Consider the following 24,765-nt stretch of genomic DNA (forward strand, 5'->3'; position numbering starts at 1 on the left):
ACTCCTGCGCAGCAGATTCAATCAACCTGTTGCGCGCTTTTTCAGGAGGGCCAGTATTGAGCCCAAAAGTGGAAGCTGTTCCCAAAGCATCTGCCCGGCATCAAAAAAATCACGGTGGCAAACAACCTTGTCTTGCTTCCAATCCAAACGACTTGCTCCTTCAACTTTTACCGGTTGACCTCGGTTGATCTTTGGGTGGCGATAAGTCATCACCCAAGTACACCAAACGCGATCACCACTGGTATCTGGCTCAGCAAACTCAAAATCTATCTCACTTACCCGAGCATAAAGCCGATCAAAATAGGCAATCAGCGCAGGGAGACCCTCAACCCGATGTAGGGGGTCGATAAACACAATCGCTTCATCGTAGAAGCTTGCCAAATCACTAGTAGAATTCTTGTCTAACTTTTGATAAAAGTCAAAGAATTCTTTAACCCTTGTTGTACAGGGCATAGACACCTCGTCGAAAATGGAGTTCATCCAGCCAATTTAAGAAAGACTCTAGCCAGTTTTTGAAAACAAACAAGTGTTTTAATTCAGTCAGGCTTGTTCTTTTTCTTCAGCCAGCGGCCAGTGGAGTTCACTGATTTTTTCATTCCCGTCCCAGCTTTCCAATTTGACTGGAAAGCCCCAGAGGGTATGCAAATGGCGCAAGACCTCCAGCGTGGGTTCAGCAAGGTTACGCCGGTTTTGGCGAACATGGCGTAAAGTCAGGCTGCGATCACCCCGCAGATGGGCTTCCCAAACCTGGATATTGGGGTCTCTCAGGCTGAGGTTATATTGCTCGGAAAGCGTTTGGCGTACTTCACGGTAGCCGCTGTCATCATGAATCGCCGAGATTTCATATTGGCTCTCACGATCATCATCAACCACGGCAAAGAGGTGCAGGTCACGTATCACCTTGGGGGAGAGAAACTGTTGGATAAAGGATTCATCCTTAAAATCACGCATAGCCCAATGCAGCGTATCTAACCAGTCAGCTCCGGCAAGATCAGGAAACCAGCGCTTATCCTCTTCGGTGGGATTTTGGCAAATACGCTTAATATCTGTGTAGATGGCAAAGCCCAAAGCATAGGGGTTAATCCCGGAATAAAAGGGACTGTCATAATCCGGCTGCATCACTACACTGGTGTGGGACTGCAGAAACTCCAGAATAAAGCCTTCATCAACCAAGCCTTCATCATAGAGATCATTCATCAGGGTGTAGTGCCAAAAGGTTGCCCAGCCTTCATTCATGACTTGGGTTTGACGTTGTGGATAAAAGTATTGCGCTATCTTGCGAACAATACGCACCAGCTCTCTCTGCCAGGGTTCCAGTAAGGGCGCATGTTTTTCCACAAAATAAAGTAGATTTTCCTGGGGTTCACTGGGAAAGCGTTGATGCCGATTGGCTTCCAGTTCCTTTTCTGGATTCATATTCGGCAGCGTCCGCCAGAGATCATTGACCTGCTGCTGCAAAATGGCTTCTCTTTCCTGTTGGCGCTCTCTTTCTTCCTGGGCAGACAGAGGGCGTGGACGCTTATAGCGATCCACTCCATGCGTTTGCAGCGCATGACAAGCATCCAAAAGGGTTTCTACCGCATCGATTCCATAGCGTTCTTCGCACTCACTGACGTATTGGCGGGCAAATACCAGATAGTCGATGATGCCTTCAGCATCCGTCCAGGTACGGAAGAGGTAGTTATTTTTAAAGAAAGAATTATGCCCATAGCTGGCATGAGCCATCACCAGCACCTGCATCATCAGGGTGTTTTCTTCCATCAAATAAGCAATACAGGGGTTGGAGTTGATGACCAATTCATAGGCCAAGCCCATCTGACCCCGCTTGTAGGCCTGCTGTACCTTGAGAAAATGCTTGCCGTAGGACCAGTGGTGATAACCCACGGGCATACCGGTAGCGGCATAAGCATCCATCATCTGCTCACTGGAGATGACTTCAATTTGGTTGGGGTAGGTATCCAGTCGGTACTTTTCAGCCAGGCGGGCAATTTCCCGCTCATAGTCTTGAAGTAGTTCAAAGTTCCACTCACTGCCTCTGGCCAGGGGTTCACGTTTGCTCATGATGACCTCTCTTTCTGAAAGAGCTCACGGAATACAGGATAGATTTCACTGGGCTCATAGAATTGGCGCATGGCAAAGTTATCCGGGAAGGCCGTTTGAATTTCTGTATAGGCCTCCCAAAGCGCCTGGTGTGCATGGGGCGTGATTTCCACATAGGCAAAATAGCTGACCCTTGGCATGAGCTTTTTGGTCATCCATTCCGCACAGATATCCGAGTCATCATCCCAGTTGTCCCCATCTGAAGCCTGGGCAATGTAAGCATTCCAGCGACTTGCCGGATAACGGGCTTCAAGAATGCTTGAGGCCAGTTTAAGTGCACTGGATACGATAGTGCCCCCGGTTTCCCGCGAGTAAAAGAATTCCTCTTCGCCGACTTCTCGGGCGGTAGTATGGTGGCGTATAAAAACCAGCTCGACTTTTTTATAGCTGCGTTCAAGAAACAAATACAGCAGTAAGAAAAAGCGCTTGGCCAACTCCTTGTGCCTTTCAGTCATGGAACCGGAAACATCCATAATGCACAGCATTACCGCTTGGGTTGCCGGGACCGGCTGCTGCTTCATATGTCGATAGCGCAGATCTTCATCATCCAGATAGGGAATGGCCGCCAAACGCTTTTGTAGCTGTTCGATCGCTTCTTCCAGCTCACGAATACGCAAAGGATTACGCAGAGCGGTCTCTTTGGCTTCTTCTTCAGCCAGGGCCGCCTCACACTCCTTAAGCTCCCGCTTGATTCCCGAGCCCATGGCCAGCCGGCGTGCATAGGCCGAACGCATGGAACGCACCACATGCAAGCGGGAAGGCGTACCCTGACGCACGATGCCGCCATGGACGGGGCGGGTTTCATCCGTTTCGGTCAGCTCTTTACGGACCAGGTTGGGCAATTCCAGATCATCAAACAGAAAGTCCATGAATTCGTCACGCGTCAGCGTAAAGGCAAATTCATCTTCACCACTGCCATCCTGACTGGCTCCTGAACCTGAGCCACCTCCGCCGCCGCCCGCATTGGGTGGACGGTCAACCCGGTCACCCTGGTTAAATTTTTTGTTGCCTGGATGCACAACATTTTTGCGACCCGCTTTGCCTTGCTGAAAAACGGGCTCACTGATATCCCTGTCAGGGATACTGACTTCTTCACCCCTTTCCATATCGGTAATTGAACGCTTTTTGACGGCTTCATTCACCGCCTTGCGGATATGCTTGCGATAACGCCGCAAAAACCGCTGACGGTTGACCGTACTCTTGTTCTTGCCGTTGGGGCGTCGGTCGATGAAATAACCCATGCTCACCTCACTTGGTGGCCAGAAAATGACCTTAATCACTTAGACAAGGCATCCCTGCCTTAGAGTCACCGATTACTGAGATTTTCTGACTCTCAAGTACCATTCAGACAGCAGGCGCACCTGTTTTTCGGTGTAGCCGCGGTCTTTCATGCGAGCAACAAAGTCTTCGTGTTTTTTCTGATCGGCGGTTGACGCCTTGGCATTGAAAGAAATAACTGGCAGCAGCTCTTCGGTATTGGCAAACATCTTGTGCTCGATGACACTGCGCAGTTTTTCATAACTCTGCCAACTGGGGTTGTTGCCATTGTTTTGTGCTCTGGCCCGCAACACAAAGTTGACCACCTCGTGGCGGAAATCCTTGGGATTGGAAATGCCCGCCGGTTTCTCAATTTTTTCCAGCTCTTCATTAAGGGCTTGGCGATCCAGCATTTCACCGGTTTCAGGGTCACGGAATTCTTGATCCTGAATCCAGAAATCAGCATAGGTGACATAGCGGTCAAAGATGTTTTGGCCATATTCGCTATAGGATTCCAAATAGGCGGTCTGAATTTCCTTGCCAATGAATTCCACATAGCGGGGTGCCAGCCATTCTTTAATAAAACGCAGATAGCGATCATGCACGTCATCTGAGAATTGTTGCTGCTCGATCTGCTGCTCAAGTACATACATCAGATGCACCGGGTTGGCGGCTGTTTCCGTGGAATCAAAGTTGAACACCCGCGACAGAATTTTGAACGCAAAGCGGGTAGACAAGCCATCCATGCCTTCATTAACCCCGGCATCATCCCGATACTCCTGAATGGATTTGGCTTTGGGATCGGTGTCTTTCAGATTTTCACCGTCATAGACCCGCATTTTCGAGAAGATATTTGAGTTTTCTGGTTCTTTTAGGCGTGAAAGCACAGAAAACTGGGCCAGCATCTTCAGAGTATCGGGTGCGCAGGGCGCTTCTGAAAGCGAGGAGTTTTCCAGCAGCTTCTTGTAGATGTTAATTTCTTCCGAAACCCTCAGACAGTAGGGCACCTTGACAATATAAATACGATCAAGAAAAGCTTCATTGTTGCGGTTATTCCGGAAAGTTTGCCATTCGGACTCATTGGAGTGAGCCAGCACCATGCCTTCAAAGGGAATCGCGCCCATGCCTTCAGTGGGGTTGTAGTTACCTTCTTGAGTAGCTGTCAGCAGTGGATGCAATACCTTGATGGGCGCCTTGAACATCTCGACAAATTCCAACAGGCCTTGGTTGGCATGGCAAAGACCTCCTGAGAAGCTATAAGCATCAGGGTCATCTTGTGCGTAATGCTCCAGCTTGCGAATATCCACCTTACCCACCAAAGAAGAAATATCCTGGTTGTTTTCATCGCCTGGTTCGGTTTTGGCAATTGCAACCTGGTTTAAGCGCGAAGGATAGAGGCGAACCACTTCAAATTTACTAATATCACCGCCAAATTCCTTCAAGCGCTTGGCCGCCCAGGGTGAAGGAATGGATTTCAGATAACGGCGGGGGATACCGTATTCTTCTTCCAGAAGCTGGCCATCTTCTTCAGGATCAAACAGGCCCAGTGGCGACTCATAAACCGGGGAGCCCTTGAGAGCATAGAAGGGTTGATGCTCCATCAACAGCTTGAGACGCTCAGCCAGAGAGGATTTACCACCACCGACAGGGCCCAGCAGGTAAAGTATTTGCTTACGCTCTTCCAGCCCTTGAGCAGCATGGCGGAAGTAAGAAACGATCTGCTCTATGGCTTCTTCCATACCAAAAAACTCAGGGAAAGCCGGATACCGCTTAATCACCTTGTTCATGAAAATGCGTGATAAACGAGGATCACGAGCAGTATCGATGACTTCAGGTTCGCCTATCGCCAAGAGCATGCGTTCTGCGGCTGTGGCATAGGCGCTGGGTTCCTTTCGACACAGTTGTAAGTAATCCTGCAAGCTCATGCTTTCCTGCTGAACTCGCTCATAACGGCTTTGTACACGATCAAAAATGCTCATGGTGTCACCCCCTTCGCAAAACCTGTCCCTGCACTTGGCAGGAATGCCTTATTTCTCAGCATAGACAAAAGTCAGGAAAAAGAGTGCCTTTCGTTTACAAATAGCTGCAAATGACCAGAAAGCAATTATTGGTGTCGACTAGCTACCAGCGCATCTATCGCCTGCATGAGTTCACGGCTACTGTCTTCAGCAGCCTGCATCTGGGTAACAATTTCTTCGCGTGCATCCAGGCCCTGATTAACATAGTCTGACCAGGCCTGCTGAATGGCTTGCTGAACGCTTAAATGCTCATCACGAATGCGCTCAAAAGCAGGCAGGCGTCCCATATCTGTGGTTTCGGTTCGCGCCAGCCAACGCTCCAGACGATCCGGTAAATCCTGCTGATAAGCCTCGCGGTCAACATTGGCATTGAGCCCTGCATAACCCAGCTGCTTACCCAAAATATGATCAATTTTTAACAGGGACGCAAAGCTTTGATCCTTGATAAATTCAACCTCGGCCAGGGTCAGTTCAGCATCTTCTGCCACCTCGGCAAAACGCTGCTGAAAGCCTTCGACCTCCCTGGAGACTTGTCCGGCAATTTCTTCACTGGCACGGGTTCCTTGCAAGGAAATCTCGACCTGTTGACTGAAATTATTCAGGATGGCACTAATGCTCTGGGCCGCATTTTTGGTTTTCGTCGATAGCTGTTTGACTTCATCAGCAACCACTGCAAAACCGCGCCCCTGCTCACCAGCGCGGGCCGCTTCTATGGATGCATTCAGGGCCAGCAAACTGGTCTGATCGGAGATATCCGCAATGGATTGCAAGGCTTCGGAAACAGCTCCGGTATGCTGATTCAGGTTTTCAACCGTGCTACTCACCCGGCCCACACTGGCAACAATTTGCTCCAGCAAACCACCCAGCTCACGAGCAGTCCTCTGACTGCTACGGGCATTGGCGGCATTTTTATCAGAGCTTTCTGCAATCTTTGCCATGCGCTTACTGATTTGTTGCATATCCTGTTGGCTCAATTGCAAATTAGCGCGCAGGTTACCGGTATTAAGTTCATGCAGCTGCGAAGCCATACGGTTTTGTTCAGTAAAAGAGCGATTGGCTTGCATAGCATCAATGGATTGGTTGATGCTATCCAAAGAGAGGGCAAATTCTCCTGGCATCCCCTTGGAAAGGGCTTTACGGCTATAGTCCTGCTTGGAAACTGCATTAAAAGCCGCATTCACTTCCTTAAAGTAGCTTTCAATCAAATCCAAAAAATCATTCAAATCCCAACTGACCTTGCCAACCTCACCCAGGCCTGCAGTATGGGTAATGCGGTGATGCATTTCACCGACTCGTGCTTTTTGTAAGGCCGCATCAATCAGTGACAGAGTAATGAGCGGCTTACGTGAATAACGCCAGGCATAAAGCGTAAATACCAATGCCAGCAAAGAAGGCAGCCAGATCCACAGCCAATGAGTGGTTAACAAGACCAAAAGGGCCGTCGCCATGATCAAGAAGTTAAAGACGATACAGGCAATCAGAAATTTACTGCTCAAAAAAGGTGAGCCCTTGGACAGATGCTGGTCCAGTTTTGCTTTGTACATAACTTACTCCGGCAAGTCTTCGAGCTGATCGATCAATTGCTTGTAGCTGACGCCCTGCTGACGCACCTGTTCCAGCAGCCATTGCATGGAGGCCTCGGGAGCTTTGCTGGGGGTTTCTTCAGCTTCAATGGCCCGCATTTGGCGGTACCAATCACTGACTTGAATGAGGGCGGAACGATTGGGACGACGCCGAACTGAAAAATAGCCTGCCAGTTGAGCGCCCGCAGTGTAGTCAGGGGTGATATTGGCAAAAACCCAGTAGTAGCCTCCAGAAGCCGTTCGGTTTTTGACATAACCGAAAAACTCCTCATTCTTTTGCAGGGTTTGCCACAGGAAACGAAAAACCCCTCGGGGCATGTCAGCATGACGAATCAGATTATGGGGTTTACCAAGAAGTTGCGGCTCCGAATAGCCTGCGATTTCCATAAAACGACGGTTAGCGTAGGTAATGCGTCCCTTAGGATCTGTCTTGCTTACGATCAGATCATCATCATCCAGCTTAATTTCCATAGCAGCTGCAGAGGTCATTACAAGACTCCATAAACAGTAGATTACTGACATTAATGGAGTCTAACCCTGTACTTCTATCCCTGCTCTACTGAATAGCGTTCAAATTTTAACCCAGATCAAAAGAATGTCATTTAGTCTACAAAAGGCGGCTTCCAAGGGATTATTCACAAGTCACCACAGGTTTTATCCCCTTCCCTCCACAAACTTATCCACAATCTAAACAATGCCTAAAGGGTGGCGGGTAGCAGTCACTCCTAACATGAGGGTGACTCCAAGGAAAAGAATAAAAAGACCTCCCAAGGCACCTAAAGTAATTGAAACCCAAGCTAAGCTTGTACCTTGTAAACCCAATAGATGGTAGGCCAGATCACGGGTTTTAACGGCTAAAACGGCCAGGGTCATGACTGTAATGGAAGTACCCAAAGCCATCACCATTACCGAACCCACACCGATCCACCAAAGGCCCAGGAGATTGGCAACCACCAGAACCAACACAGCACCTGAACAGGGGCGTAACCCAATGGATAAGAGCAGGCCCAGTGTTTGCAGTCGGCTTTTACCTTCTGCTTGCTCAGGGGCAACATGATGAACCTTGCCACAGGAAGGGCAGGCGCCTGGGGAAGACCCCAGGGGTGCTAAGCCTGATGAAGTCGCTGCCATTACCGGTTGAAAAGACAGCTGGGAAGTAGCCTCTTGACGATGTTGATAAGTCTGCTTGAGCTGCCTGAACAAACGGCGCAGAGCAGTAAGCAACAAACCCAGACCCAGTAAAGCAACCACTGCAAAGCTAAGCATTTCAACATAGAGAACACTTGAGAAGGCTTCCCTGGCTAAACGACCCAGTAGGTGAACCAAAAGGGTCACCAGCAAAATGGCTGTTAACCCCTGGAGTAACGAAGCCAGGAAAGATAACACTAGGCCCCTTCGAAGTTTTTCGGGCTGGGTCACCAGATAGGCGGTGAGTACAGCCTTACCATGGCCTGGGCCTGCAGCATGAAAAACCCCATACCCGAAACTAATCAACAGCAAGGCACCTGCTGTCTGCCAGGAAGCTTGCTCCTGGATAGCTTCGATGCTGCTGGTGAGCTGACGATGAAAGTCTCTTTGCTTTTGTAAAACCCAATGATTGAACTGCTGCCAGTAACTGGCTTTTTTAACTTGCTGTTCACCCTGCTGACTCAGTTGTTGCTCCTGTCGCGATTCAGTACCTGTGGAGCCAGGCAAAGGGGTTGCCTGAGCAGCCGTACTGAATAGCAAAAAGAACAGCAGGAGAAGGGTCTTGATCAGAGGCATTTCAGATAAACCGTTTCAGCAAAATACTCACCTAGGAGAGGGTCCTCCGGAACTTCATTTTCATCCAGTGCCAGAGCCTTTTCAATGAGATCACTGGAAGGGTTGGGGGCTTCCACCTGAAACTGACAAGCAGCAGGCAGCCATTCAGGCGCTGGTTCCTGATCCGTGGCATGCAGAATTTCAATATAGTAAGAGGGATCATAGACCTGATACTGCATAGACACCTGCTCTAACTGCACAGGCTCTGCCAGGGGTAGAACGAAGCTAAATTCTATGCGGCGGCCTATTTGCATTAAGTTAAACTCCTGTACTTCAGCAAACCTCTGACGTCGGCCTTCGACACGCAAACGGGTGAAAAAATCAAAATTTTCCAGATTGCGCACCACTTCCAAAGCCAGTTGATCAATTCGCTCTTCCAGCTCTTCTGCTGGCCCCCCTTTTTCCAGCTCCTCAATCAATAGAAGGCTGTAAAATGGATCAAAACGCCAAGATTGCTGAAGAGCAATCAGCTGGCCTTCAGCATCAAACTTGGGGTTGACCCTAAGATCTATCCAAACATGTGGATGGGCCTGGAGCTGACCCATTAAAGCCAAACATAAAACAAGTGTTAACCAGAAGTAACGCATAAAGGGTCAGTATCCTACAATTTCCAGAGCCTGCTAAACTGCCAGAATCTGACCCCTTTGACCAGTTATTGTTCCAAGGCTGAAATCACGGTTTGCAGGTTGTGCTCCATCATCTGCAAATAGGTTGCTGCTGGCTCATCTTCGGCAGAAAGGGCATCCGAATAAAGCACGCCACCCATGCCGGCACCCGTTTCTCTTTGCAACTGCTCAACCAAACGTGTGTCACCAATATTTTCCATAAACAAGGCCTTAACCTGCTGATCACGAATTTGGCGAACCAAAGAAGCCATTTCTGATGCTGAGGGCTCAGATGCCGTGCTGATGCCCTGAGGTGCCACCACCTTGAGACCATAGGTTGCCGCCAGATAACCAAAAGCATCATGGGGTGTCATAAAGGTGCGGCGTTCTTCGCTCAAGGCATCAAAACGCTGCTTGTAGTTTTCATGCAGATCCTGCATTTGCTGCTGGTAAGCTTGGGCTCTTTCTGTGTAATACTCCTCACCTTCGGGATCAGCTTCAATCAGGCCCTTAAGAATATTATCGACATAGACTTGGGCTTGAACCAGGCTTTGCCAAGCGTGCGGATCATAGTCACCATGATCATGATGATCATGGCCGTGGCCGTGGCCGTGGTTATGATCATCCTTTTTAGAATCGTGGTCATGCTTGTGTTTGTGGCCATGGTCATCATGCTTATGGCCATGGTCACTATGTCCGTGTCCGTGTCCGTGTCCGTGTCCGTGTCCGTGTCCGTGATCATCATGGTCAGCCATTTCCAAACGCTCAATGCCCTGAGTCGCTTTTACCAGGGGGCCACGGTAGCCGCTGGCATCCAGCAGCCTTTCCATCCAGCCTTTAAAGTCCAGGCCATTCTGGATAACCAGGTCAGCCTGTACCAGGGTTCTTGAATCAGAAGGTCTGGGTTGATAAATATGGGCATCTTCATTGGCCCCGACCAGACTGGTAACACTCACTCGGTCACCACCCACAACCTGGGTCATATCCTGCAAAATACTAAAGGTAGTGACAACTTTTAAAGGTTCTTCACGATCTGCCACCACTTGGCCTGCTGCAATAAACAAGCTAGCCCCCACCAATAAAGCCACTGCTTTTTTTATGACCATGCCTTAACCTCGCAGAGTTTAGAATCAAGATTTAAGATGCTTACCGGGATGAACCCAACGCTTGAGCAAGCCATCCTGGCCCAAAAAGAGTGAAACCAGATGCAAAAAGCCCAGCATTAAAATAATCGCTGGGCCAGTGGGCACATCCCAATGCCAGGACATCAGCAAACCGCCCCAGCTACCCAAGAGCGCCAGAGCCACCGCCGTGAATAACAATTGATCCAGCTGTCTGGCCCAAAAGCGCGCGGCGGTTGCTGGCAGAATCATAATGCCCACTGCCATTAAAGTACCCAACGCCTGGAAGCCTGCGACCAGGTTCAACACCACCAGGGCCAAAAAAATCAGGTGAGTGGGCGTACCTATACTGCTTTGCCGTTTTAAAAACCCCGGGTCCAGGCACTCCAGCACCAAAGGCCTTAAAAATACGGCCAGGGCTATCAAGGTTACGGTGGCAATGCCCGCCAAAAGGAGCACGGCTTCATTATTCAACGCCAGTACACTGCCGAAAAGCAGGTGCAAAAGATCCACATTGCGGCTTTGGGTTGAAACCAGGAGTACCCCCAATGCCAAAGATAAGAGGTAAAAAACTGCCAGGTTGGCATCTTCTTTAAGCACCGTAATCCTGGCCAGACCACCGGCAAGCAAAGCCACTATCCAGCCAGCGACCAAGCCACCCAAAGTCATGGCTCCCAGCGACAGGCCAGCAACCATATAACCCAAAGCCGCCCCTGGAAGAATCGCATGGGCCACTGCATCGCCGGTTAAGCTCATGCGCCTAAGCATTAGAAAAACACCCACAGGGGTGGCACTAATACTCAAGGCAATACACCCAATTAAGGCCCGGCGCATAAAGCCATATTCAAAAAAAGGCTCAAAAAGCAGTTGATAAACAAATTCCAGCATTACCTGGCTTCCTCAAGGTCGGCTTCACAAACCGGCGCCAGAGGGTCAAAGGGAGCCTGCATATTTCTTGCCTTCGCCAAATTATCGTCGGTGAGCACTTCAGGTGTTGGTCCCAAGGCCACAGCATCCCTAGCCAGCAGTAAACACTTGGGGAAATGCTGACGCACCTGGCGCAAGTCATGTAAAACCGTAAGGATGGTGCGCCCCTCTTGGTTCCATTGGTGGATCAACTTTAATAAATCAGCTGTGGTTTGCTCATCAACCGCTGAAAAGGGTTCATCCAGCAGCAACAGCTGCGCATCTTCCAGTAGCAGGCGGGCAAATAAAATACGCTGTAGCTGCCCGCCGGAAAGAGAATCCAGGGATCGCTTTTCAAAACCCTGCATGCCTACCTGGGCCAGGGCATGACCTACCGCTTGGCGCTGCTTGCGACCCACGGAAGCAAAAGCACCCAAACGCGGCCAGTGACCCAGGCTGACAAAATCAGAAACACGCAAAGGAAAGTCCAAATTCAGGCCAGACCTTTGCGGTAAATAGGCCAAAGAGGGCCGCTTTTCAACCCAACGAATTTTGCCGCCCAAGGGGCGAAGCTCATTCATCAAACCCTTCAAAAGCGTCGATTTGCCTGCACCATTGGGGCCAACGACTGCCATCAGATCACCCTTGAACAGAGTTCCTTGTAAATGGTGCACCGCCGGGTGGCGTTCATAGCCCAGAGTTAAATTTTCAAAACTCAGCAGGGCCTGAGGGGTTTGCATAATCATTACCTAACGAATTGCCCAGAGAACTAGTAACCAGAGCACTGCAAGCACCGGGGCCAACGCCAGCAGGCGAACAAGGATACCCTGCTGTAGCAGGGAAACATAGACAGGTTTCATGACGCCTCACAAATGTTATAACATAACAAATATAACAGCGGACCTACCCGACTTCAACCACTGAAACCGGTCAGGCGGTTTTCTTTTCATCTTCCTCATTATCTGACTCTTCGGGCTCTTCACTGCCTAGTGCATCACCCAGCATGACGGCCAGCCACTGGGTGGAAGCAGACTGCTCCAGAGCAATCTTGACGATCATTGTCAAGGGAATGGATAAAAACATCCCTACAGCACCAAACAGCCAACCCCAAAGAATCAAGGACAAAAATACCACCAGCGGTGAAAGACCCAGCCCTCGTCCCATAAAGCGGGGTTCGATCAAATTGCCCATTAGCACATTGACCAACAGATAGCCGCCAGCAATCACTGCCGCTTCAGGCAGACTCAATTGCACAATTGCCAGAAGAACCGCAGGAATGGCTGCCAAAATGGAACCCACATTGGGTATAAAGTTCATCAACAGGGCGATTAATCCCCAAAGCAAAGGAAAATCCAGACCCATAAACCAGGTCCAGCAAGCAATCAATACACCCGTGGCCAAACTGATCGTCGACTTGATAACCAGGTATTTGTTGACCTGACGAATGAAGTCCTGAGCATTACGTAGGGATCTTTCAGCATCGGGCAGGGCTTGGCGCAATTTTTTGGGAAAAGTGGCTTCTTCCAAAAGCAGGAAAACCAAAATAAACACCATCAGCATCAGATTCGTCAGCAGGGCACCGAGATTGGATAGTGCCTTACCAACCCAGTCCATCATCTGTGAAGGGTTAAAATGCTCAAGCAGCTGTTCACGGTTTACCGGGGCTCCCAGGCCTTCGAGTAGAGGCAGCAAACCCACCATTTCAGCTTCCAGGCGCTTTTGATATTCCGGCAAACGCCCGACAAAGGTATCTATCGCACTACCAACAAAAAGGCCCAGGAGGCCACCAAAAATCACCAGGAAAATGATAATAATCAGAATGGCTGCTATTACTGGCACCTTGCGGGCCGTCATAAAATGCAGGGGAGGAGTGGCAATGATGCCGATAAAAAGTGCCAGCAGCAAAGGCAGAACAATGGTTTCTGCAGCCTTGAGCCCGGCCAGGATGATCACCAGTGCAGCCAGACCTAGCAACCAGTTAAGGCCAGAGGTTGGAAAATCCATATTTTTCGGCATAGCTGGGCCTCAAATCTTAAAACGCCCAGTTTAACTGATTCCCCCAATCAGCTACAGCTCACTGGCTCGTTGTAGCTTTATTCTTTTTTTCTCTTGCAGCAGCTTTTTCAGTTCCTTAACCCGATCCAGGCCTTTTTTACGCTGGGCATAGATGACATCCAGCTTGATTTGTAGCTCTTCTTTGTCTTCAGTATTTTTAGCTGGAACTTGGGCTATTTTGTCTTTCAGGTCCCTTTCCTTGCTTTTCAGCTCTTTTAATACCTTGCGGATCGACTTGATTTCTTCTAGCTGGGTTTTGCTGTCAGCATCCAAAAAATCGCTCACACGTGCCATCAGTTTTTTCAGCTTCATGACTCGGCTCCATTATCCCTGGCTTCTTCATCAACCAATTGTTTGATTTCCTGCTTGTCCAGTGTCAGTTGATCAGACTGATTTTCCAAACGGGGTAACAGCAGGGTATGAACAGCATCAATCAAATTGTTACAAATATCACTGACATAGCTTTCATCATTCATCACTGAAGTGGCAATAGAAGCCGCCAAACGCCGGTGACGAATCATTTCATCGAGATCATCCAGGAGTTTACGACTGGATTTCTCTAAGGAAACTCTAAGCGCATCTAATGACAAAGAGCTGACATCTTCAGGGTCAGCATCCAAAAGTAGCCGCAAATCTCTTAGCAGGCGTGCTAACTGCAAGCGAATTAGATCATAGCGTTCACGTATGGCCGGATTAGTCGATAGACCATAGCGACTTAGATTGTTGTGCAGATGCTTCATACCCTTGACCGCTTCCACAAGATCGCGGCTAGCCTGCCTCAGGGTATAGAGGGCTTCACTGGCACTTTGATTCGATTCTCGCGCCTGGGCTTCGGCAATAAAGGCCACGATTTCACTGTGCAGGCTTTTTATTTTTTCTTCGTAGGCATTTTCCACATCAATGGGGAAAATTTTACGAGTATATTTAACCGCCTCACTCAGGGACTCTTCGGAATCAATTGTTGCCCGCTTGAGACTGACTCCATGGGCCAGTAAGCCATAGGCATTATCAAACAAATGATGAACTTCCTTGCGTACCGCATCGACTGCTGTTTCCGGTGTTTCCAAGGCTTCCGGAAAAAGATAGAGAGGCGTTTCGGCTGCCTGTTTTTGATAGGAGATGCGTTTTACCAACTGGCTGGCCAAAGGGTTCACAAAGGGAGCCAGCAAAATCACCCCCAGGACATTAAACAGAGTATGGAAAAGTGCCAGCTTGAGCAGGTAGTCCTCATCCCCTATGCCTAATAGGAAAGCACCTTGATCAACAGCCCAGGCCAATTGATTAATCAGCAGAATACCGACCAGAGCGGTGATCACATTAAAAACGACATGAGCTGCCGCCAGGCGACGCCCACCCAGGTTGGCGGCCAACCCGCCCAAGGCAGTGGTAATAGCGCTTCCCAGGTTGGCACCTATCGCCAAAGCCAGGGCATTTTCATAGCTGACCTGACCAGTAGCCAAGGCCGTAATGATGATCAGCAGGGTGGCATGGCTGGACTGCATCACGACCGTTACCAGCATACCGATCAGGGTAAACAGCAAAACACCCTGCATACCGGTCATGCTATAGGCTGAGAGATCAAAGGCACTTTGGAAGGCATCAAAGCCCTCTTTCATATAGTGGATGCCAAAGAATAAAAAGCCAGCACCCATCAACAGATAACCCAAGCCCTTCATGGCCTTGCTTTTCTGCATCAGGAAGACCACACCAAACACCAGCATGGGCATGGCATAGGCAGCAATATTGACCCTAAGCCCCAAACCAGCAATCAGCCAGGCACCAGTGGTGGTGCCGATATTGGCTCCCATGATCACACCGATACCAGCGGCCAGGGTGATCATCTCAGCACTTACAAAAGAAATGGTTATCAGAGAAACCAGGGTGCTGGACTGCATCAACGTTGTGCTGACCATACCAAAGGAAAGGCTTTTCCACAGGCGGTTGGTTGACTTGCGCAGCAGGGTTTCCAGGGTCCCTCCGGTGAAGGTTTTAAAGCCTTCCTCCAAACAGAGCATTCCAAACATGAACAAAGCCACGCCTGCCGCTATTTCCATAAAATCGGCACTGGCCCAGAGGGCATAGGCCAGAACCAATAAAACGACGGGCAGGGTAAACTTTTTCAGCATGCTGGCTTCCTTGTTTTTTTATTCTTGCGCTGACAAAACTTAGTTTTCGGGCAAAAAGAGTTCGGGATCAACCCGGGCGCCATTAAGGCTCATCGTCCAGTGTAGGTGAGGGCCAGTGGACCGACCCGTAGTACCCACCTTGCCAATCAGCTGGCCAGCTTCAACTTCATCACCAATTTTTAAATCGGCAAAAGCATTCATGTGGCAGTACATGCTGGTCATACCCATACCATGATCTATAACCAGAGTTTTGCCATTAAAGAAATAATGGTTCTTAGCGACTACCCGGCCTGGAAAAGCAGCAACGATAGGCGAATCCATGGGTGCTGCGATATCCAACCCACTATGTGGGTTGCGGGGTTCACCATTAAATACACGGCGTAAACCAAAAGGGCTGGAATGACGGCCTTCCAAGGGCTTGGTAACCTCTCCCGGCAGACGCACTCTAACCGGACGAAATTCATCCATAGCCCCCCTTAATTCCGGGGTTTCCCGGCGCACCCTGGCTAGATCTTCTTCTGAGAGTTCAACGTAACGAAAATCCACATCCAAATGCTGCTCTTCATAAGGGTAGTCACCCACTTCAAAAGCCAGGGGCAGATCACCATCACGGGTGCGCCAAAGGGCCTGGGTTTGACCGGCTTTTTGATTCAAGGGAATGCCTACCCAAGCGTACCAGCGGCCTTCTTTTTGTGCGGTATAAACACGCCGATCATTAAAATAGACATGGGGTGGTGCTTCACTGCGTTGGGGTACTTCCAGAACCGCTATGCCACCGGGCACCAAGGCTTGCCTGGGCCAGAAGCCTTCAGCCAGCAAGCCAGTCGAAATCAGTAGCAATAGAGTAAATAGGGGGGCACGGGCAAGAGACAACATCAACTTCTCCACAAATCTTGGGCTTTGCCCTCTATATAAGCGGATACCCAAGGTTTTGCAAGCAGTGAATGTCTAGGTTTTGGTTTGTTCAACCCGGCAAAGAAGTGCGCCCTTTGCCAGCTTAATTTCGACAGCAGCACCCACCTTCACCTGATCACTGGAGCCAATAACCTGGCCCTCAGTATTTTTAACCAGCGCATAGCCCCTGGCCAGAGTTTGCAGCGGACTCATGGCATGCAGTCGGGCTGCTAGCTGTTCCAGTCTTTGCTGATGGTTAGTCAGCAAGCGCTGATTGGCCTGGCTCAAGCGTGCTTGCAGCTCTTTCAGCCTGGGTTGACCCAGTCGCGTGACCTTAAGCGGCGAAGCGGCATGCAAACGCTGCTCCAGTTGTTGCAACAAGTGCCGCTGTTGCTCCAGGCGCCGCTGGGGGTGCTGGGCCAGTAATCGCTGATAAACTCTGCCCAGAAGCTGTTTGTGGCCTTCCAATAAAGGCTGGGGATTGGCTGCTCTGAGTGCCAGGCTATCCAATTGCTGTTGCCAGCGCCGTAAGCTACTGGCTTGGGCATGGGTAAGTCGCCCCTGATAAGAATGCAAAAGATCCAAGAACGCATCCTTATCCGGGGTGACGGCTTCTGCTGCAGCTGAGGGCGTAGGAGCTCGCAAATCACTGACAAAATCAACCAGGGTAAAATCAGTTTCATGACCAACACCCGTAACCACTGGCATCGCACTGGCAGTGACCATTCTCGCCAGGGTTTCATCATTAAAGGCCTGCAGATCTTCAAGGCTCCCACCGCCGCGCGCCAGCACAAGGACCTCTGGCTGACCATGATACTGCGCCTGCGCCAAAGCGCGTCGCAAGGAAGCAGGTGCTTCAGCACCCTGAACCTGAGCCGGGTAAATCAGAATTTCGGCAAGTGGCCAGCGCCGGTTAAGGACATGCAAAAGATCACGCAGAGCGGCGCCCTGTAACGAAGTAATCAAGCCGATACATTGGGGAAAGGTGGGCAGGGGGCGTTTGCGCTCGGCACTGAAAAGTCCTTCAGCTTGCAGCTTTTTTTTCAGCTGCTCCAAACGCGCTAAAAAATCGCCTTCACCGCTGAGCCGAAGCTCCTCTGCCAGCAGTTGATACTGGCCGCGCCCTTCGTAAAGGCTCACCTGACCGCGCAGCTGAACCTGATCACCATTTTTGGGCCGATGCAGGCTCAGCTGATTACGACCGGAAAACATTACACAACTGAGTTGAGCCCGGGCATCCTTGAGCGTGAAGTACCAATGCCCTGCCGCTGAGGCAACAAAATTGGAAATTTCACCTTCGACCCAAACCTGAGCCAAGCCTTGTTCCAGTAGTTGCCGGGCACGAGCATTCAGTTGACGGACACTTAACCGCTGCTGCAAATCCCTGGCCTGTGGAGCCTGGAAGAAGGATCGACTCATCAGGCTTTACATACCTATGAAGCGAGCAACAGGCATACCCGCCGCCTGGGCCAGAATACCGACCAGTACATTGGATACCAGGTTAATCCCCAAGAAGACAAAGATAGGTGATAAATCCAAACCTCCCAGGCTGGGAATAAATTTGCGTACCGGTTCCAGCAAGGGTTCAATAACTTGATGAACCAGCAAGGCCCCTGGATGACTGGCTTGCGGAGCAACCCAACTTAAGATGATCGAAATGATCAAGGCAAAAAAGTAAATATCCAGAATCGTTTTGACGACACCGGCCAGGCCACCAATGAAAATGCTCCCGATTCCCGCCAACTGCCCGGTCATCTGCAGAGCTAGGAAAATCCCCAGAGTCTTCAGCAGTATCGCCAACAACAAGCTGGCAGGATCAAGACGTCCCATAGGCCGCAATACGGCCTGCATGGGTAAAATAATCGGATTGGTCGCTTTAACAATACCCTGCGTAATCGGGTTGAAATAATCCGCCTTACTCAGGTGCAGCATAAAGCGTAAAACCACAATAAAGGTTGCCAAGTGAAACAGCAGTTGAATGAAGGACGCCATTCCCGTACCCATAAATCTCTCCGCTCTGTAAAAATGCTGGGGTTATTCTACGTTAGCCAGATCAAGAGATCAGCCTTTAAGCTCTTCAGCTAACTCTCTGGCTCTTTTTGCAGCTGCCTGAGCCGCTTCATCAACCAGTTTATGCAAACCCTGCTCTTCAAAAATTCGAATTGCCTCTGCGGTTGTTCCTCCTGGCGAGGTCACTCGAGCACGCAACTCAGCAGGAGTTTCTGGCGTTTCACTCAGCATGCGTCCAGCACCCAGGGCTGTGTGTTCAGCCAGTTTCAAAGCCAGTTCTGCTGGCAGTCCTAATTTCTCACCCGCTGCCGCCAAGGCTTCGGTGAACAAAAAGTAATAGGCAGGACCCGAGCCAGAAACAGCTGTTACTGCTTCCAGCTGGCTTTCTTCACTGACCCAAACAGCTTCGCCCACGGCCTGACTGATGGCCTCCACCCAGCTTTTTTGTTGGTCACTGACCTCCGCTGTGGCATAGAGCCCAGCCACGCCAGCACCCAGCAAAGAAGGCGTATTGGGCATCGAGCGTACCAAAGGCAAGGCTTCACCCAGCCAACCCTGCAGCGTCGCGCAGGTGAGGCCAGCAGCAATGCTCACTACCAAAGGCCGCTGCTGCTGAAAAGCTGTCTGCAGGGGCTGTAAAACTTGCTGCATCCTTTGTGGTTTTACAGCCAAAACCACCAAGTCCACGGCCATCACCGCTTCTGCATTATCCGTGGTGACCTGAATACCGGTTTCCTTGGCCAGGGCATCCAGCTTGTCTTGCCCGGGATCGGCAGCCCAAATATGATCTGCCGGAAACCCCTGTTGAATCAGCCCACGGAGGATCGCTCCAGCCATATTGCCCGCACCGATAAATGCAACCCGGGGTGTTGAATTCTTTTGCATGGATAAAACCTTTTAACAATTAACGATCAGTCCCTGGCACCAAAGATTGCAGTGCCAATACGTACCAGTGTTGAGCCCTCGGCAATCGCTGCCTCCAAATCGCCGCTCATGCCCATCGACAGAGTATCCAAACGCGCTTCAGGAAAAGCATCTTGCAGGCGTTGATGCAAAGCCGCAAGCTGAGCAAAGGCAAGACGCTGCTGCGCAAAGTCGTCAGTGGCTGCCGGAATACACATTAACCCCCTCAGCTCCAACTGGGGTAGCTCCTGTATTTCTTCTGCCAAAGCCAGAAGATCACTGGGTGCGACACCTGATTTATTTGGCTCTGAGCTGATATTTACCTGTATCAGCACCTGGAGCTTTCCCTTGGCTTCCGGTCTTTGCTCATTAAGCCTGCGGGCAATCTTGTAGCGATCCAAAGTATGCACCCAGGCAAAGTGAACAGCCAGGTCGCGGGTCTTATTGGATTGAATAGGCCCGATAAAATGCCATTCCAAATCCAAGTCAGCCAGTTCCGTTTGCTTCTGTAAGGCTTCCTGAAGGTAGTTTTCGCCAAAGGCCAACTGCCCAACAGCAGCGGCTTCACGGATAGCAGCTGCCGGTTGTTTTTTACTGACCGCCAAAATTTTGACCTGTATCGGGTTTCTTGCAAACTTATGGCAAGCTTGCTCTACCTGTTGGCGAACCTTTGCGATATGCTGGGCAATTACAGACTGCAACATCTTTTGTACCTTATGTGATTCACCTGTAACCCCCTGTCAAGGGAGTCTAGTCAGAGGTCAGTTAATGGATATTACCGAATTGCTCGCCTTCTGCGCAAAGCAGAAGGCCTCAGATCTGCATCTTTCTGCAGACCTGCCTCCGATGATAAGGGTTGATGGCGATATTCGCCGTGTTAATGTCCCTCCCATGGACCACAAAGAAGTTCACGCACTGGTCTATGACATCATGAATGACAAGCAAAGGCGTGACTATGAAGAATTCCTGGAAGTGGATTTTTCATTTGAACTGCCAGGGCTGGCGCGTTTTCGCGTTAATGCCTTCAACCACAACCGCGGGGCAGGTGCCGTCTTTCGTCTGATTCCTTCCAAGGTGCTCACTCTGGATGAACTGGGCATGGGGGATATCTTCCGCAACCTATCAATGCTGCCTCGCGGACTGGTGCTGGTCACTGGCCCTACCGGTTCGGGTAAATCCACCACTCTGGCTGCGATGATGGACTTCGTTAATGAGCGCAAAAATGCGCATATTCTGACCATTGAAGACCCCATTGAATTCGTACATGAATCCAAAAAATGTCTGATCAACCAGCGTGAAGTTCACCGGGATACTATGGGATTCTCCGAAGCGCTGCGCTCAGCCTTACGTGAAGACCCGGATATTATTCTGGTCGGTGAAATGCGTGACCTGGAAACCATCCGCCTGGCTCTTACTGCTGCCGAAACCGGCCACTTGGTTTTCGGTACTCTGCATACCACCAGTGCTGCCAAAACCATTGACCGGATCGTGGATGTATTTCCAGCCGAAGAAAAATCCATGGTGCGTTCAATGCTCTCTGAATCTTTGCAAGGCGTGATTTCACAAATGCTGTTAAAAAAAGAGGGTGGCGGGCGGGTTGCCGCGCACGAAATCATGATAGGCACGCCTGCCATTCGTAACCAAATACGCGAAGACAAGATTGCCCAGATGTACTCCGCCATTCAGACCGGGGCTTCGCATGGCATGCAAACCATGGATCAGTCGCTTAAACAGCTTCTCTCAAAAGGGCTGATTTCCCGAGAAGTAGCCCGCGAAAAAGCCAAACAACCGGAAAGCTTCTAAACGATGAAATTTACTGACTTCCTTAAACAAATGGCCGAACGCAAGGCTTCTGACCTTTTTATCACCACCGGGATGATGCCCTCCATGAAGGTGGATGGGCAGCTGACTGCGCTGACTGAACAAAAACTTTCACCCGATCAAGCCAGAGAGCTGGTATTCGGGGTGATGAATGAAGAGCAGCGTAGTGAGTTTCGCAAAAACAAGGAATGCAATTTTGCGATCAGTGCACCCGGTATAGGCCGCTTTCGTGTTAGTGCCTTCTACCAGCGCAACCAGGTCGGCATGGTACTGCGCCGCATTGAGTTTGATATTCCACAGTTGGATATACTGAGACTGCCGGAAGTGATCAAGGATCTGGCCATGACCAAACGAGGCCTGATTCTTTTTGTTGGGGCGACAGGAACGGGTAAATCCACTTCTCTGGCATCCATGATTCAATACCGCAATGAAAATGCCCGTGGCCATATCATCAGCATTGAAGATCCCATTGAATTTATCCACCCCCACAAGAAAAGCATCGTCACCCAAAGGGAAGTCGGCATTGATACCGAAAGCTTTGAAGTCGCTCTGAAAAACACCCTGCGCCAGGCACCCGATGTCATCATGATTGGTGAAGTACGCAACCAGCAAACCATGGAATATGCCATGGCTTTTGCTGAAACCGGCCACCTGTGTCTGGCCACCCTGCATGCCAATAATGCCGATCAGGCGCTGGAAAGGGTGATCAATTTCTTCCCCCAGGAAAGACACAATCAGATTTTTATGGATCTGTCCCTGAACCTGAAGGGAATCGTTGCCCAACAGCTGTTACCCACAGTGGATGGTAAGGGACGCCGGGCAGCTATAGAAGTACTGCTCAATACGCCCTTGGTGCGTGATCTTATTCGTAAGGGCGAAGTGCACCAGTTGAAGTCCTTGATGAAAAAATCGCGGGAAGCCGGTATGCAAACCTTTGATCAGGCTTTGTTCGACCTTTACCAAGCTGGTGAAGTCAGTGAGGAAGATGCGCTGCAACATGCAGATTCTCCCAATGACCTGCGCCTGATGATCAAACTGGGTTCAGCTGAAGCCGGCAACAGCTCGGCAGCCTTTGACAAGGCCGCCAGCAAGTTCAGTCTGGAAGATGATTGAAGCCCAGGGGGCTGTTGATTATTTTTGCGGAAGGGGCAGTTCAGGCAACTGGCGGTGCACACCCTGCATAGCCAGCTGATTATAAAAGTTGCCTTTGGGCTCATCACCCAAGGCTGCATAGAGGCGACTGATTTCTGCATACACTTGTTCTTTCGCTTCCAGGCGTAAGCTGGCCTGGTAGTATTCTAAGGCCTTGCCCCAGAGACCCAGCTGTTGGCTAATTCGCGCTAGGCTATGCAGCAGGACAGCATCATTGGGTCTTTCTTGCAGCCAGTTTTCTGCCTCCAGTAGACGCCTTTTAGGTTCTGCCTGTTCGGGAAGCAGTCCGTACTCTTCAACCAGGCTGGGGGACCAATGATGGCGCAGGGTTCGCTTTAAAAGCTGTTCAGCATCACTGGCTTTTTGATGTTTAACCAAAACCCGACTGTAAGCCAGCACCAGTTCATCTTCAGTTTTCAAGCGCGCAGGCAGAGTATCCCAAAGTTCACGAATGGCTTTGAAAGCAGCTTCTTTGGGTGCTGAGCGCAGCAATTCATCAAAGCGGCGCAGGTAAACCTGCCGTTCCAAAAGATCCAGTTCACGATCGGAAAAAATTCGATATTTACGAAACTCCGGCAAGAGCTGCATCAAGGGTTTCCAGTCAGCCAGGGCAAAGTGAACTTCTTTTAGCTGCCTGAGTACCAAGGGATGATTGGGTACCTTTTGATGAAGGCGAACCAGAGTTGCCAGTGCCTGCTCGTAGTGACCATGATCCAGTTGAATGCGTGCTTGGCTAAAATCAACGGCCAAGTTGGCTTCTGGAGTGGTTTCTGCTGCTGCGCGCAGAAGTTTTTCAGCTTCTTCTGCCCGGCCTTCATAGTGAGCAGCCTGAGCAGCGGCTAGATAATTGATCAGTTGGGCCCCAGAATGCTTGGCTGATTTGACCAGTAGTTTTCGGGCTTTACGCCAATGCCCCTCTGCCAACTCTTTTAAGCCTTTTACCGTCAGCTTTAGGGCTTTTTGACCCTGATAGCGCTCACGCTTTTGCTTAAGGCCGGCCAAAGGGTGACTCAGCCAGCCCAGCAAATTGAAAATCCAGGCGGCCAAAAACCAACTGACAATAAGCAGAATCAAGCCCGTCCAAAAGGACATTTCAATACTGGTGCTACCATCAGGTAATACCAGCAGCAGATAGCCACTGCCCTTGAGTAGCTGCTGGCCCGCCAGAACAGCCAAGGCAAGAATCAGTAAGATAAACAGCCCTTTGCGGATCATGATTCATCCTCCAGAGCTTCTTCCATAACCGGCAACAAGCGTCCATAACGCTCAGCAATAAAGCTTTGCAGGCGATCCAGGCTGGTTTCTACCTGCGGCAGTTCCTGATGCACTGACAAGGTTTTAAAGTGGCTTAGCTGTTCGGCAAAGTCTCTGTTGACGCTGGCTTGCTGATCAAAGGCCGCAAAGCGCTCCTGGGTTCTCTGCAGGCTGTGGCGATAAAGGTTTTCTTTGCCCCGCAAACCGGCCCAGGCGGCTTGTTGCAGAAGACTGCTGATTTGGTGTTTTAAAGCCAGTTCATCGGCCGCAAGGGGTAGGGGTTCCAGGGGGAAGTCTCTTTGGCGAATGACAACTAGACTTTTGATTTCTTCCCAAAGGAGCTGATACCAGGCTTGGTGTCCGTTACCAGCAGCAGACATATCCAGTTCCAAAGCGGGAGCTTCAGCCAGCGGCTGAATTTCCAAGCGCAGAGCCTTGTCTGCCAAGGACTGTAAATCCATGGCCAGAGAGACCCGATCCAGAATCTCCAGGCTTTCCAGCTCTTCAATATCCTCTGCCAAAGCCTGACGTATCGCCAGGGTACCAGGAACTTCCGCCGCTTTCAGGCGTTGTTGGGCTGTTTTAAAGAGAGTAAGCGACCCTTGAACATCCTCTTCCAAGCGCAGGCGTTGGTTGGCTAGACGCAAGAGGTATTCAATTTCAGCTAGTTGCCAATCCCGGGGTTTGGGTTCGCTGGCTTTCAGTAAATCCGCATGCAGGGCTTCCAGTTGCTCCTGGTGTTGTCTGACATCCTGCTGATAGCTTTCCAGCCGCTCTTCCTGTCGCTCTTGGGCTGTTCCGAGGGCATCCAGGTTTTCCAGGCTGCTACGCAATTGCTCGACTTGTTCCTGATCAGGCTTGTTGGCCAGGGTTCGATTGACTTCCGTGAGTTTAGCCTCCAACTCCTGTGAGCGTTCATAGCCCAGCCAACCCACGCCAGCAACGCCGCCAAGAGCTATCAGCGCCAGCAAAAAAACCAGTATCCAGGGTAAAGCTGAGAGGCGATGGGGTTGTTCCTCTGTCAGCTCTGGCTCTGTTGGTTCACCTGCTTGATCTTGTGTCTGGGTCTCCTGCTCCGCTGCTTGCTGAGAACTTTCTTCTTCTGTCCGGGTTTCTTCACCGGTTTCGTTTGGGTTCTTCTGGTCAGACATGCAAAT

At 50.3% G+C, this 24,765-nt stretch carries 23 protein-coding genes; 2 read left to right on the plus strand and 21 right to left on the minus strand.

Annotated elements, in window-relative coordinates:
• Nucleotides 1–21: 21 nt before the first annotated feature.
• From BM185_RS10770 to BM185_RS10860, 19 genes are all read right to left on the minus strand, one after another.
• A complete protein-coding gene (locus tag BM185_RS10770) occupies nt 22–453 on the minus strand; it encodes a nuclear transport factor 2 family protein (protein ID WP_091963374.1) in 432 nt (143 codons plus the stop codon).
• A gap of 87 nt (nt 454–540) precedes the next feature.
• Nucleotides 541–2,061, minus strand: a complete 1,521-nt coding sequence (locus BM185_RS10775) for a SpoVR family protein (RefSeq protein ID WP_091963377.1) — start codon at nt 2,059–2,061, stop codon at nt 541–543.
• The gene (locus tag BM185_RS10780) at nt 2,058–3,341 is read right to left on the minus strand and encodes a YeaH/YhbH family protein (RefSeq protein WP_091963380.1); all 1,284 of its coding nucleotides are present in this window, start codon (nt 3,339–3,341) and stop codon (nt 2,058–2,060) included. Before BM185_RS10780 ends, BM185_RS10775 begins: the two co-directional genes overlap by 4 nt.
• A 72-nt stretch (nt 3,342–3,413) precedes the next feature.
• Nucleotides 3,414–5,336, minus strand: coding sequence for a PrkA family serine protein kinase (locus tag BM185_RS10785; protein ID WP_091963383.1), 1,923 nt, complete (start codon nt 5,334–5,336; stop codon nt 3,414–3,416).
• Between the two features lie 125 nt (nt 5,337–5,461).
• Nucleotides 5,462–6,919, minus strand: coding sequence for a methyl-accepting chemotaxis protein (locus BM185_RS10790; protein WP_091963386.1), 1,458 nt, complete (start codon nt 6,917–6,919; stop codon nt 5,462–5,464).
• A 3-nt stretch (nt 6,920–6,922) separates the two neighbouring features.
• Entirely contained in the window at nt 6,923–7,447 is a 525-nt protein-coding gene (locus tag BM185_RS10795; RefSeq protein WP_091963389.1) for a PAS domain-containing protein, read from the minus strand.
• 198 nt (nt 7,448–7,645) lie between these two features.
• Nucleotides 7,646–8,722 carry a nickel/cobalt transporter gene (locus BM185_RS10800; protein ID WP_091963392.1) on the minus strand — a complete coding sequence of 359 codons (1,077 nt, stop codon included), beginning with the start codon at nt 8,720–8,722 and terminating at the stop codon, nt 7,646–7,648.
• Nucleotides 8,713–9,348 carry a DUF1007 family protein gene (locus BM185_RS10805; protein ID WP_091963395.1) on the minus strand — a complete coding sequence of 212 codons (636 nt, stop codon included), beginning with the start codon at nt 9,346–9,348 and terminating at the stop codon, nt 8,713–8,715. Before BM185_RS10805 ends, BM185_RS10800 begins: the two co-directional genes overlap by 10 nt.
• A gap of 65 nt (nt 9,349–9,413) precedes the next feature.
• Complete coding sequence (locus BM185_RS10810) at nt 9,414–10,472, minus strand: metal ABC transporter solute-binding protein, Zn/Mn family (RefSeq protein WP_091963398.1); 1,059 nt, start codon at nt 10,470–10,472, stop codon at nt 9,414–9,416.
• A gap of 24 nt (nt 10,473–10,496) precedes the next feature.
• Nucleotides 10,497–11,375, minus strand: coding sequence for a metal ABC transporter permease (locus tag BM185_RS10815; RefSeq protein WP_091963401.1), 879 nt, complete (start codon nt 11,373–11,375; stop codon nt 10,497–10,499).
• Nucleotides 11,375–12,133 carry a metal ABC transporter ATP-binding protein gene (locus tag BM185_RS10820; protein WP_091963405.1) on the minus strand — a complete coding sequence of 253 codons (759 nt, stop codon included), beginning with the start codon at nt 12,131–12,133 and terminating at the stop codon, nt 11,375–11,377. Before BM185_RS10820 ends, BM185_RS10815 begins: the two co-directional genes overlap by 1 nt.
• Nucleotides 12,134–12,323: 190 nt before the next feature.
• Nucleotides 12,324–13,409 carry an AI-2E family transporter gene (locus BM185_RS10825; RefSeq protein WP_091963408.1) on the minus strand — a complete coding sequence of 362 codons (1,086 nt, stop codon included), beginning with the start codon at nt 13,407–13,409 and terminating at the stop codon, nt 12,324–12,326.
• A 51-nt stretch (nt 13,410–13,460) separates the two neighbouring features.
• Nucleotides 13,461–13,760 carry a hypothetical protein gene (locus BM185_RS10830; RefSeq protein WP_091963411.1) on the minus strand — a complete coding sequence of 100 codons (300 nt, stop codon included), beginning with the start codon at nt 13,758–13,760 and terminating at the stop codon, nt 13,461–13,463.
• A complete protein-coding gene (locus BM185_RS10835; protein ID WP_091963414.1) occupies nt 13,757–15,574 on the minus strand; it encodes a Na/Pi cotransporter family protein in 1,818 nt (605 codons plus the stop codon). Before BM185_RS10835 ends, BM185_RS10830 begins: the two co-directional genes overlap by 4 nt.
• Before the next feature lie 39 nt (nt 15,575–15,613).
• Nucleotides 15,614–16,450 carry a peptidoglycan DD-metalloendopeptidase family protein gene (locus tag BM185_RS10840; protein ID WP_091963417.1) on the minus strand — a complete coding sequence of 279 codons (837 nt, stop codon included), beginning with the start codon at nt 16,448–16,450 and terminating at the stop codon, nt 15,614–15,616.
• A gap of 72 nt (nt 16,451–16,522) precedes the next feature.
• A complete protein-coding gene (xseA, locus tag BM185_RS10845) occupies nt 16,523–17,887 on the minus strand; it encodes an exodeoxyribonuclease VII large subunit (protein ID WP_091963423.1) in 1,365 nt (454 codons plus the stop codon).
• A 6-nt stretch (nt 17,888–17,893) separates the two neighbouring features.
• Nucleotides 17,894–18,460 carry a YggT family protein gene (locus tag BM185_RS10850; protein WP_245751750.1) on the minus strand — a complete coding sequence of 189 codons (567 nt, stop codon included), beginning with the start codon at nt 18,458–18,460 and terminating at the stop codon, nt 17,894–17,896.
• A gap of 69 nt (nt 18,461–18,529) precedes the next feature.
• Entirely contained in the window at nt 18,530–19,363 is an 834-nt protein-coding gene (gene proC / locus BM185_RS10855) for a pyrroline-5-carboxylate reductase (protein ID WP_091963428.1), read from the minus strand.
• 26 nt (nt 19,364–19,389) lie between these two features.
• Nucleotides 19,390–20,085: a YggS family pyridoxal phosphate-dependent enzyme gene (locus BM185_RS10860; RefSeq protein WP_091963431.1), complete on the minus strand. Its 696-nt coding sequence runs from the start codon at nt 20,083–20,085 to the stop codon at nt 19,390–19,392.
• A gap of 64 nt (nt 20,086–20,149) precedes the next feature.
• Between BM185_RS10860 and BM185_RS10865 the strand changes: the two genes are divergently transcribed.
• Together BM185_RS10865 and BM185_RS10870 are read left to right on the plus strand one after the other, a co-directional pair.
• On the plus strand, nt 20,150–21,184 hold the full coding sequence (locus BM185_RS10865; protein ID WP_091963434.1) for a type IV pilus twitching motility protein PilT: 1,035 nt from the start codon (nt 20,150–20,152) through the stop codon (nt 21,182–21,184).
• Nucleotides 21,185–21,187: 3 nt separating this feature from the next.
• A complete protein-coding gene (locus tag BM185_RS10870; RefSeq protein ID WP_091963437.1) occupies nt 21,188–22,315 on the plus strand; it encodes a PilT/PilU family type 4a pilus ATPase in 1,128 nt (375 codons plus the stop codon).
• An 18-nt stretch (nt 22,316–22,333) separates the two neighbouring features.
• Here the strand turns inward: BM185_RS10870 and BM185_RS10875 are convergent, their stop codons facing one another.
• Together BM185_RS10875 and BM185_RS10880 are read right to left on the minus strand one after the other, a co-directional pair.
• Nucleotides 22,334–23,569 (minus strand): heme biosynthesis HemY N-terminal domain-containing protein, encoded by a 1,236-nt coding sequence (locus BM185_RS10875; protein WP_091963440.1) that lies wholly within the window; start codon nt 23,567–23,569, stop codon nt 22,334–22,336.
• Complete coding sequence (locus BM185_RS10880; RefSeq protein WP_091963443.1) at nt 23,566–24,759, minus strand: uroporphyrinogen-III C-methyltransferase; 1,194 nt, start codon at nt 24,757–24,759, stop codon at nt 23,566–23,568. Before BM185_RS10880 ends, BM185_RS10875 begins: the two co-directional genes overlap by 4 nt.
• Between the last annotated feature and the right edge of the window lie 6 nt (nt 24,760–24,765).

It is taken from the genome of Marinospirillum celere (assembly GCF_900112235.1).
Lineage (GTDB): Bacteria > Pseudomonadota > Gammaproteobacteria > Pseudomonadales > Halomonadaceae > Marinospirillum > Marinospirillum celere.

Coding starts and splice junctions, on each gene's coding strand:
- BM185_RS10770 (WP_091963374.1), bottom strand. CDS start 453: ATGCCCTGTACAACAAGGGTTAAAGAATTCTTTGACTTTTATCAAAAG.
- BM185_RS10775 (WP_091963377.1), bottom strand. CDS start 2,061: ATGAGCAAACGTGAACCCCTGGCCAGAGGCAGTGAGTGGAACTTTGAA.
- BM185_RS10780 (WP_091963380.1), bottom strand. CDS start 3,341: ATGGGTTATTTCATCGACCGACGCCCCAACGGCAAGAACAAGAGTACG.
- BM185_RS10785 (WP_091963383.1), bottom strand. CDS start 5,336: ATGAGCATTTTTGATCGTGTACAAAGCCGTTATGAGCGAGTTCAGCAG.
- BM185_RS10790 (WP_091963386.1), bottom strand. CDS start 6,919: ATGTACAAAGCAAAACTGGACCAGCATCTGTCCAAGGGCTCACCTTTT.
- BM185_RS10795 (WP_091963389.1), bottom strand. CDS start 7,447: ATGACCTCTGCAGCTGCTATGGAAATTAAGCTGGATGATGATGATCTG.
- BM185_RS10800 (WP_091963392.1), bottom strand. CDS start 8,722: ATGCCTCTGATCAAGACCCTTCTCCTGCTGTTCTTTTTGCTATTCAGT.
- BM185_RS10805 (WP_091963395.1), bottom strand. CDS start 9,348: ATGCGTTACTTCTGGTTAACACTTGTTTTATGTTTGGCTTTAATGGGT.
- BM185_RS10810 (WP_091963398.1), bottom strand. CDS start 10,472: ATGGTCATAAAAAAAGCAGTGGCTTTATTGGTGGGGGCTAGCTTGTTT.
- BM185_RS10815 (WP_091963401.1), bottom strand. CDS start 11,375: ATGCTGGAATTTGTTTATCAACTGCTTTTTGAGCCTTTTTTTGAATAT.
- BM185_RS10820 (WP_091963405.1), bottom strand. CDS start 12,133: ATGCAAACCCCTCAGGCCCTGCTGAGTTTTGAAAATTTAACTCTGGGC.
- BM185_RS10825 (WP_091963408.1), bottom strand. CDS start 13,409: ATGCCGAAAAATATGGATTTTCCAACCTCTGGCCTTAACTGGTTGCTA.
- BM185_RS10830 (WP_091963411.1), bottom strand. CDS start 13,760: ATGAAGCTGAAAAAACTGATGGCACGTGTGAGCGATTTTTTGGATGCT.
- BM185_RS10835 (WP_091963414.1), bottom strand. CDS start 15,574: ATGCTGAAAAAGTTTACCCTGCCCGTCGTTTTATTGGTTCTGGCCTAT.
- BM185_RS10840 (WP_091963417.1), bottom strand. CDS start 16,450: ATGTTGTCTCTTGCCCGTGCCCCCCTATTTACTCTATTGCTACTGATT.
- xseA (WP_091963423.1), bottom strand. CDS start 17,887: ATGAGTCGATCCTTCTTCCAGGCTCCACAGGCCAGGGATTTGCAGCAG.
- BM185_RS10850 (WP_245751750.1), bottom strand. CDS start 18,460: ATGGCGTCCTTCATTCAACTGCTGTTTCACTTGGCAACCTTTATTGTG.
- proC (WP_091963428.1), bottom strand. CDS start 19,363: ATGCAAAAGAATTCAACACCCCGGGTTGCATTTATCGGTGCGGGCAAT.
- BM185_RS10860 (WP_091963431.1), bottom strand. CDS start 20,085: ATGTTGCAGTCTGTAATTGCCCAGCATATCGCAAAGGTTCGCCAACAG.
- BM185_RS10865 (WP_091963434.1), top strand. CDS start 20,150: ATGGATATTACCGAATTGCTCGCCTTCTGCGCAAAGCAGAAGGCCTCA.
- BM185_RS10870 (WP_091963437.1), top strand. CDS start 21,188: ATGAAATTTACTGACTTCCTTAAACAAATGGCCGAACGCAAGGCTTCT.
- BM185_RS10875 (WP_091963440.1), bottom strand. CDS start 23,569: ATGATCCGCAAAGGGCTGTTTATCTTACTGATTCTTGCCTTGGCTGTT.
- BM185_RS10880 (WP_091963443.1), bottom strand. CDS start 24,759: ATGTCTGACCAGAAGAACCCAAACGAAACCGGTGAAGAAACCCGGACA.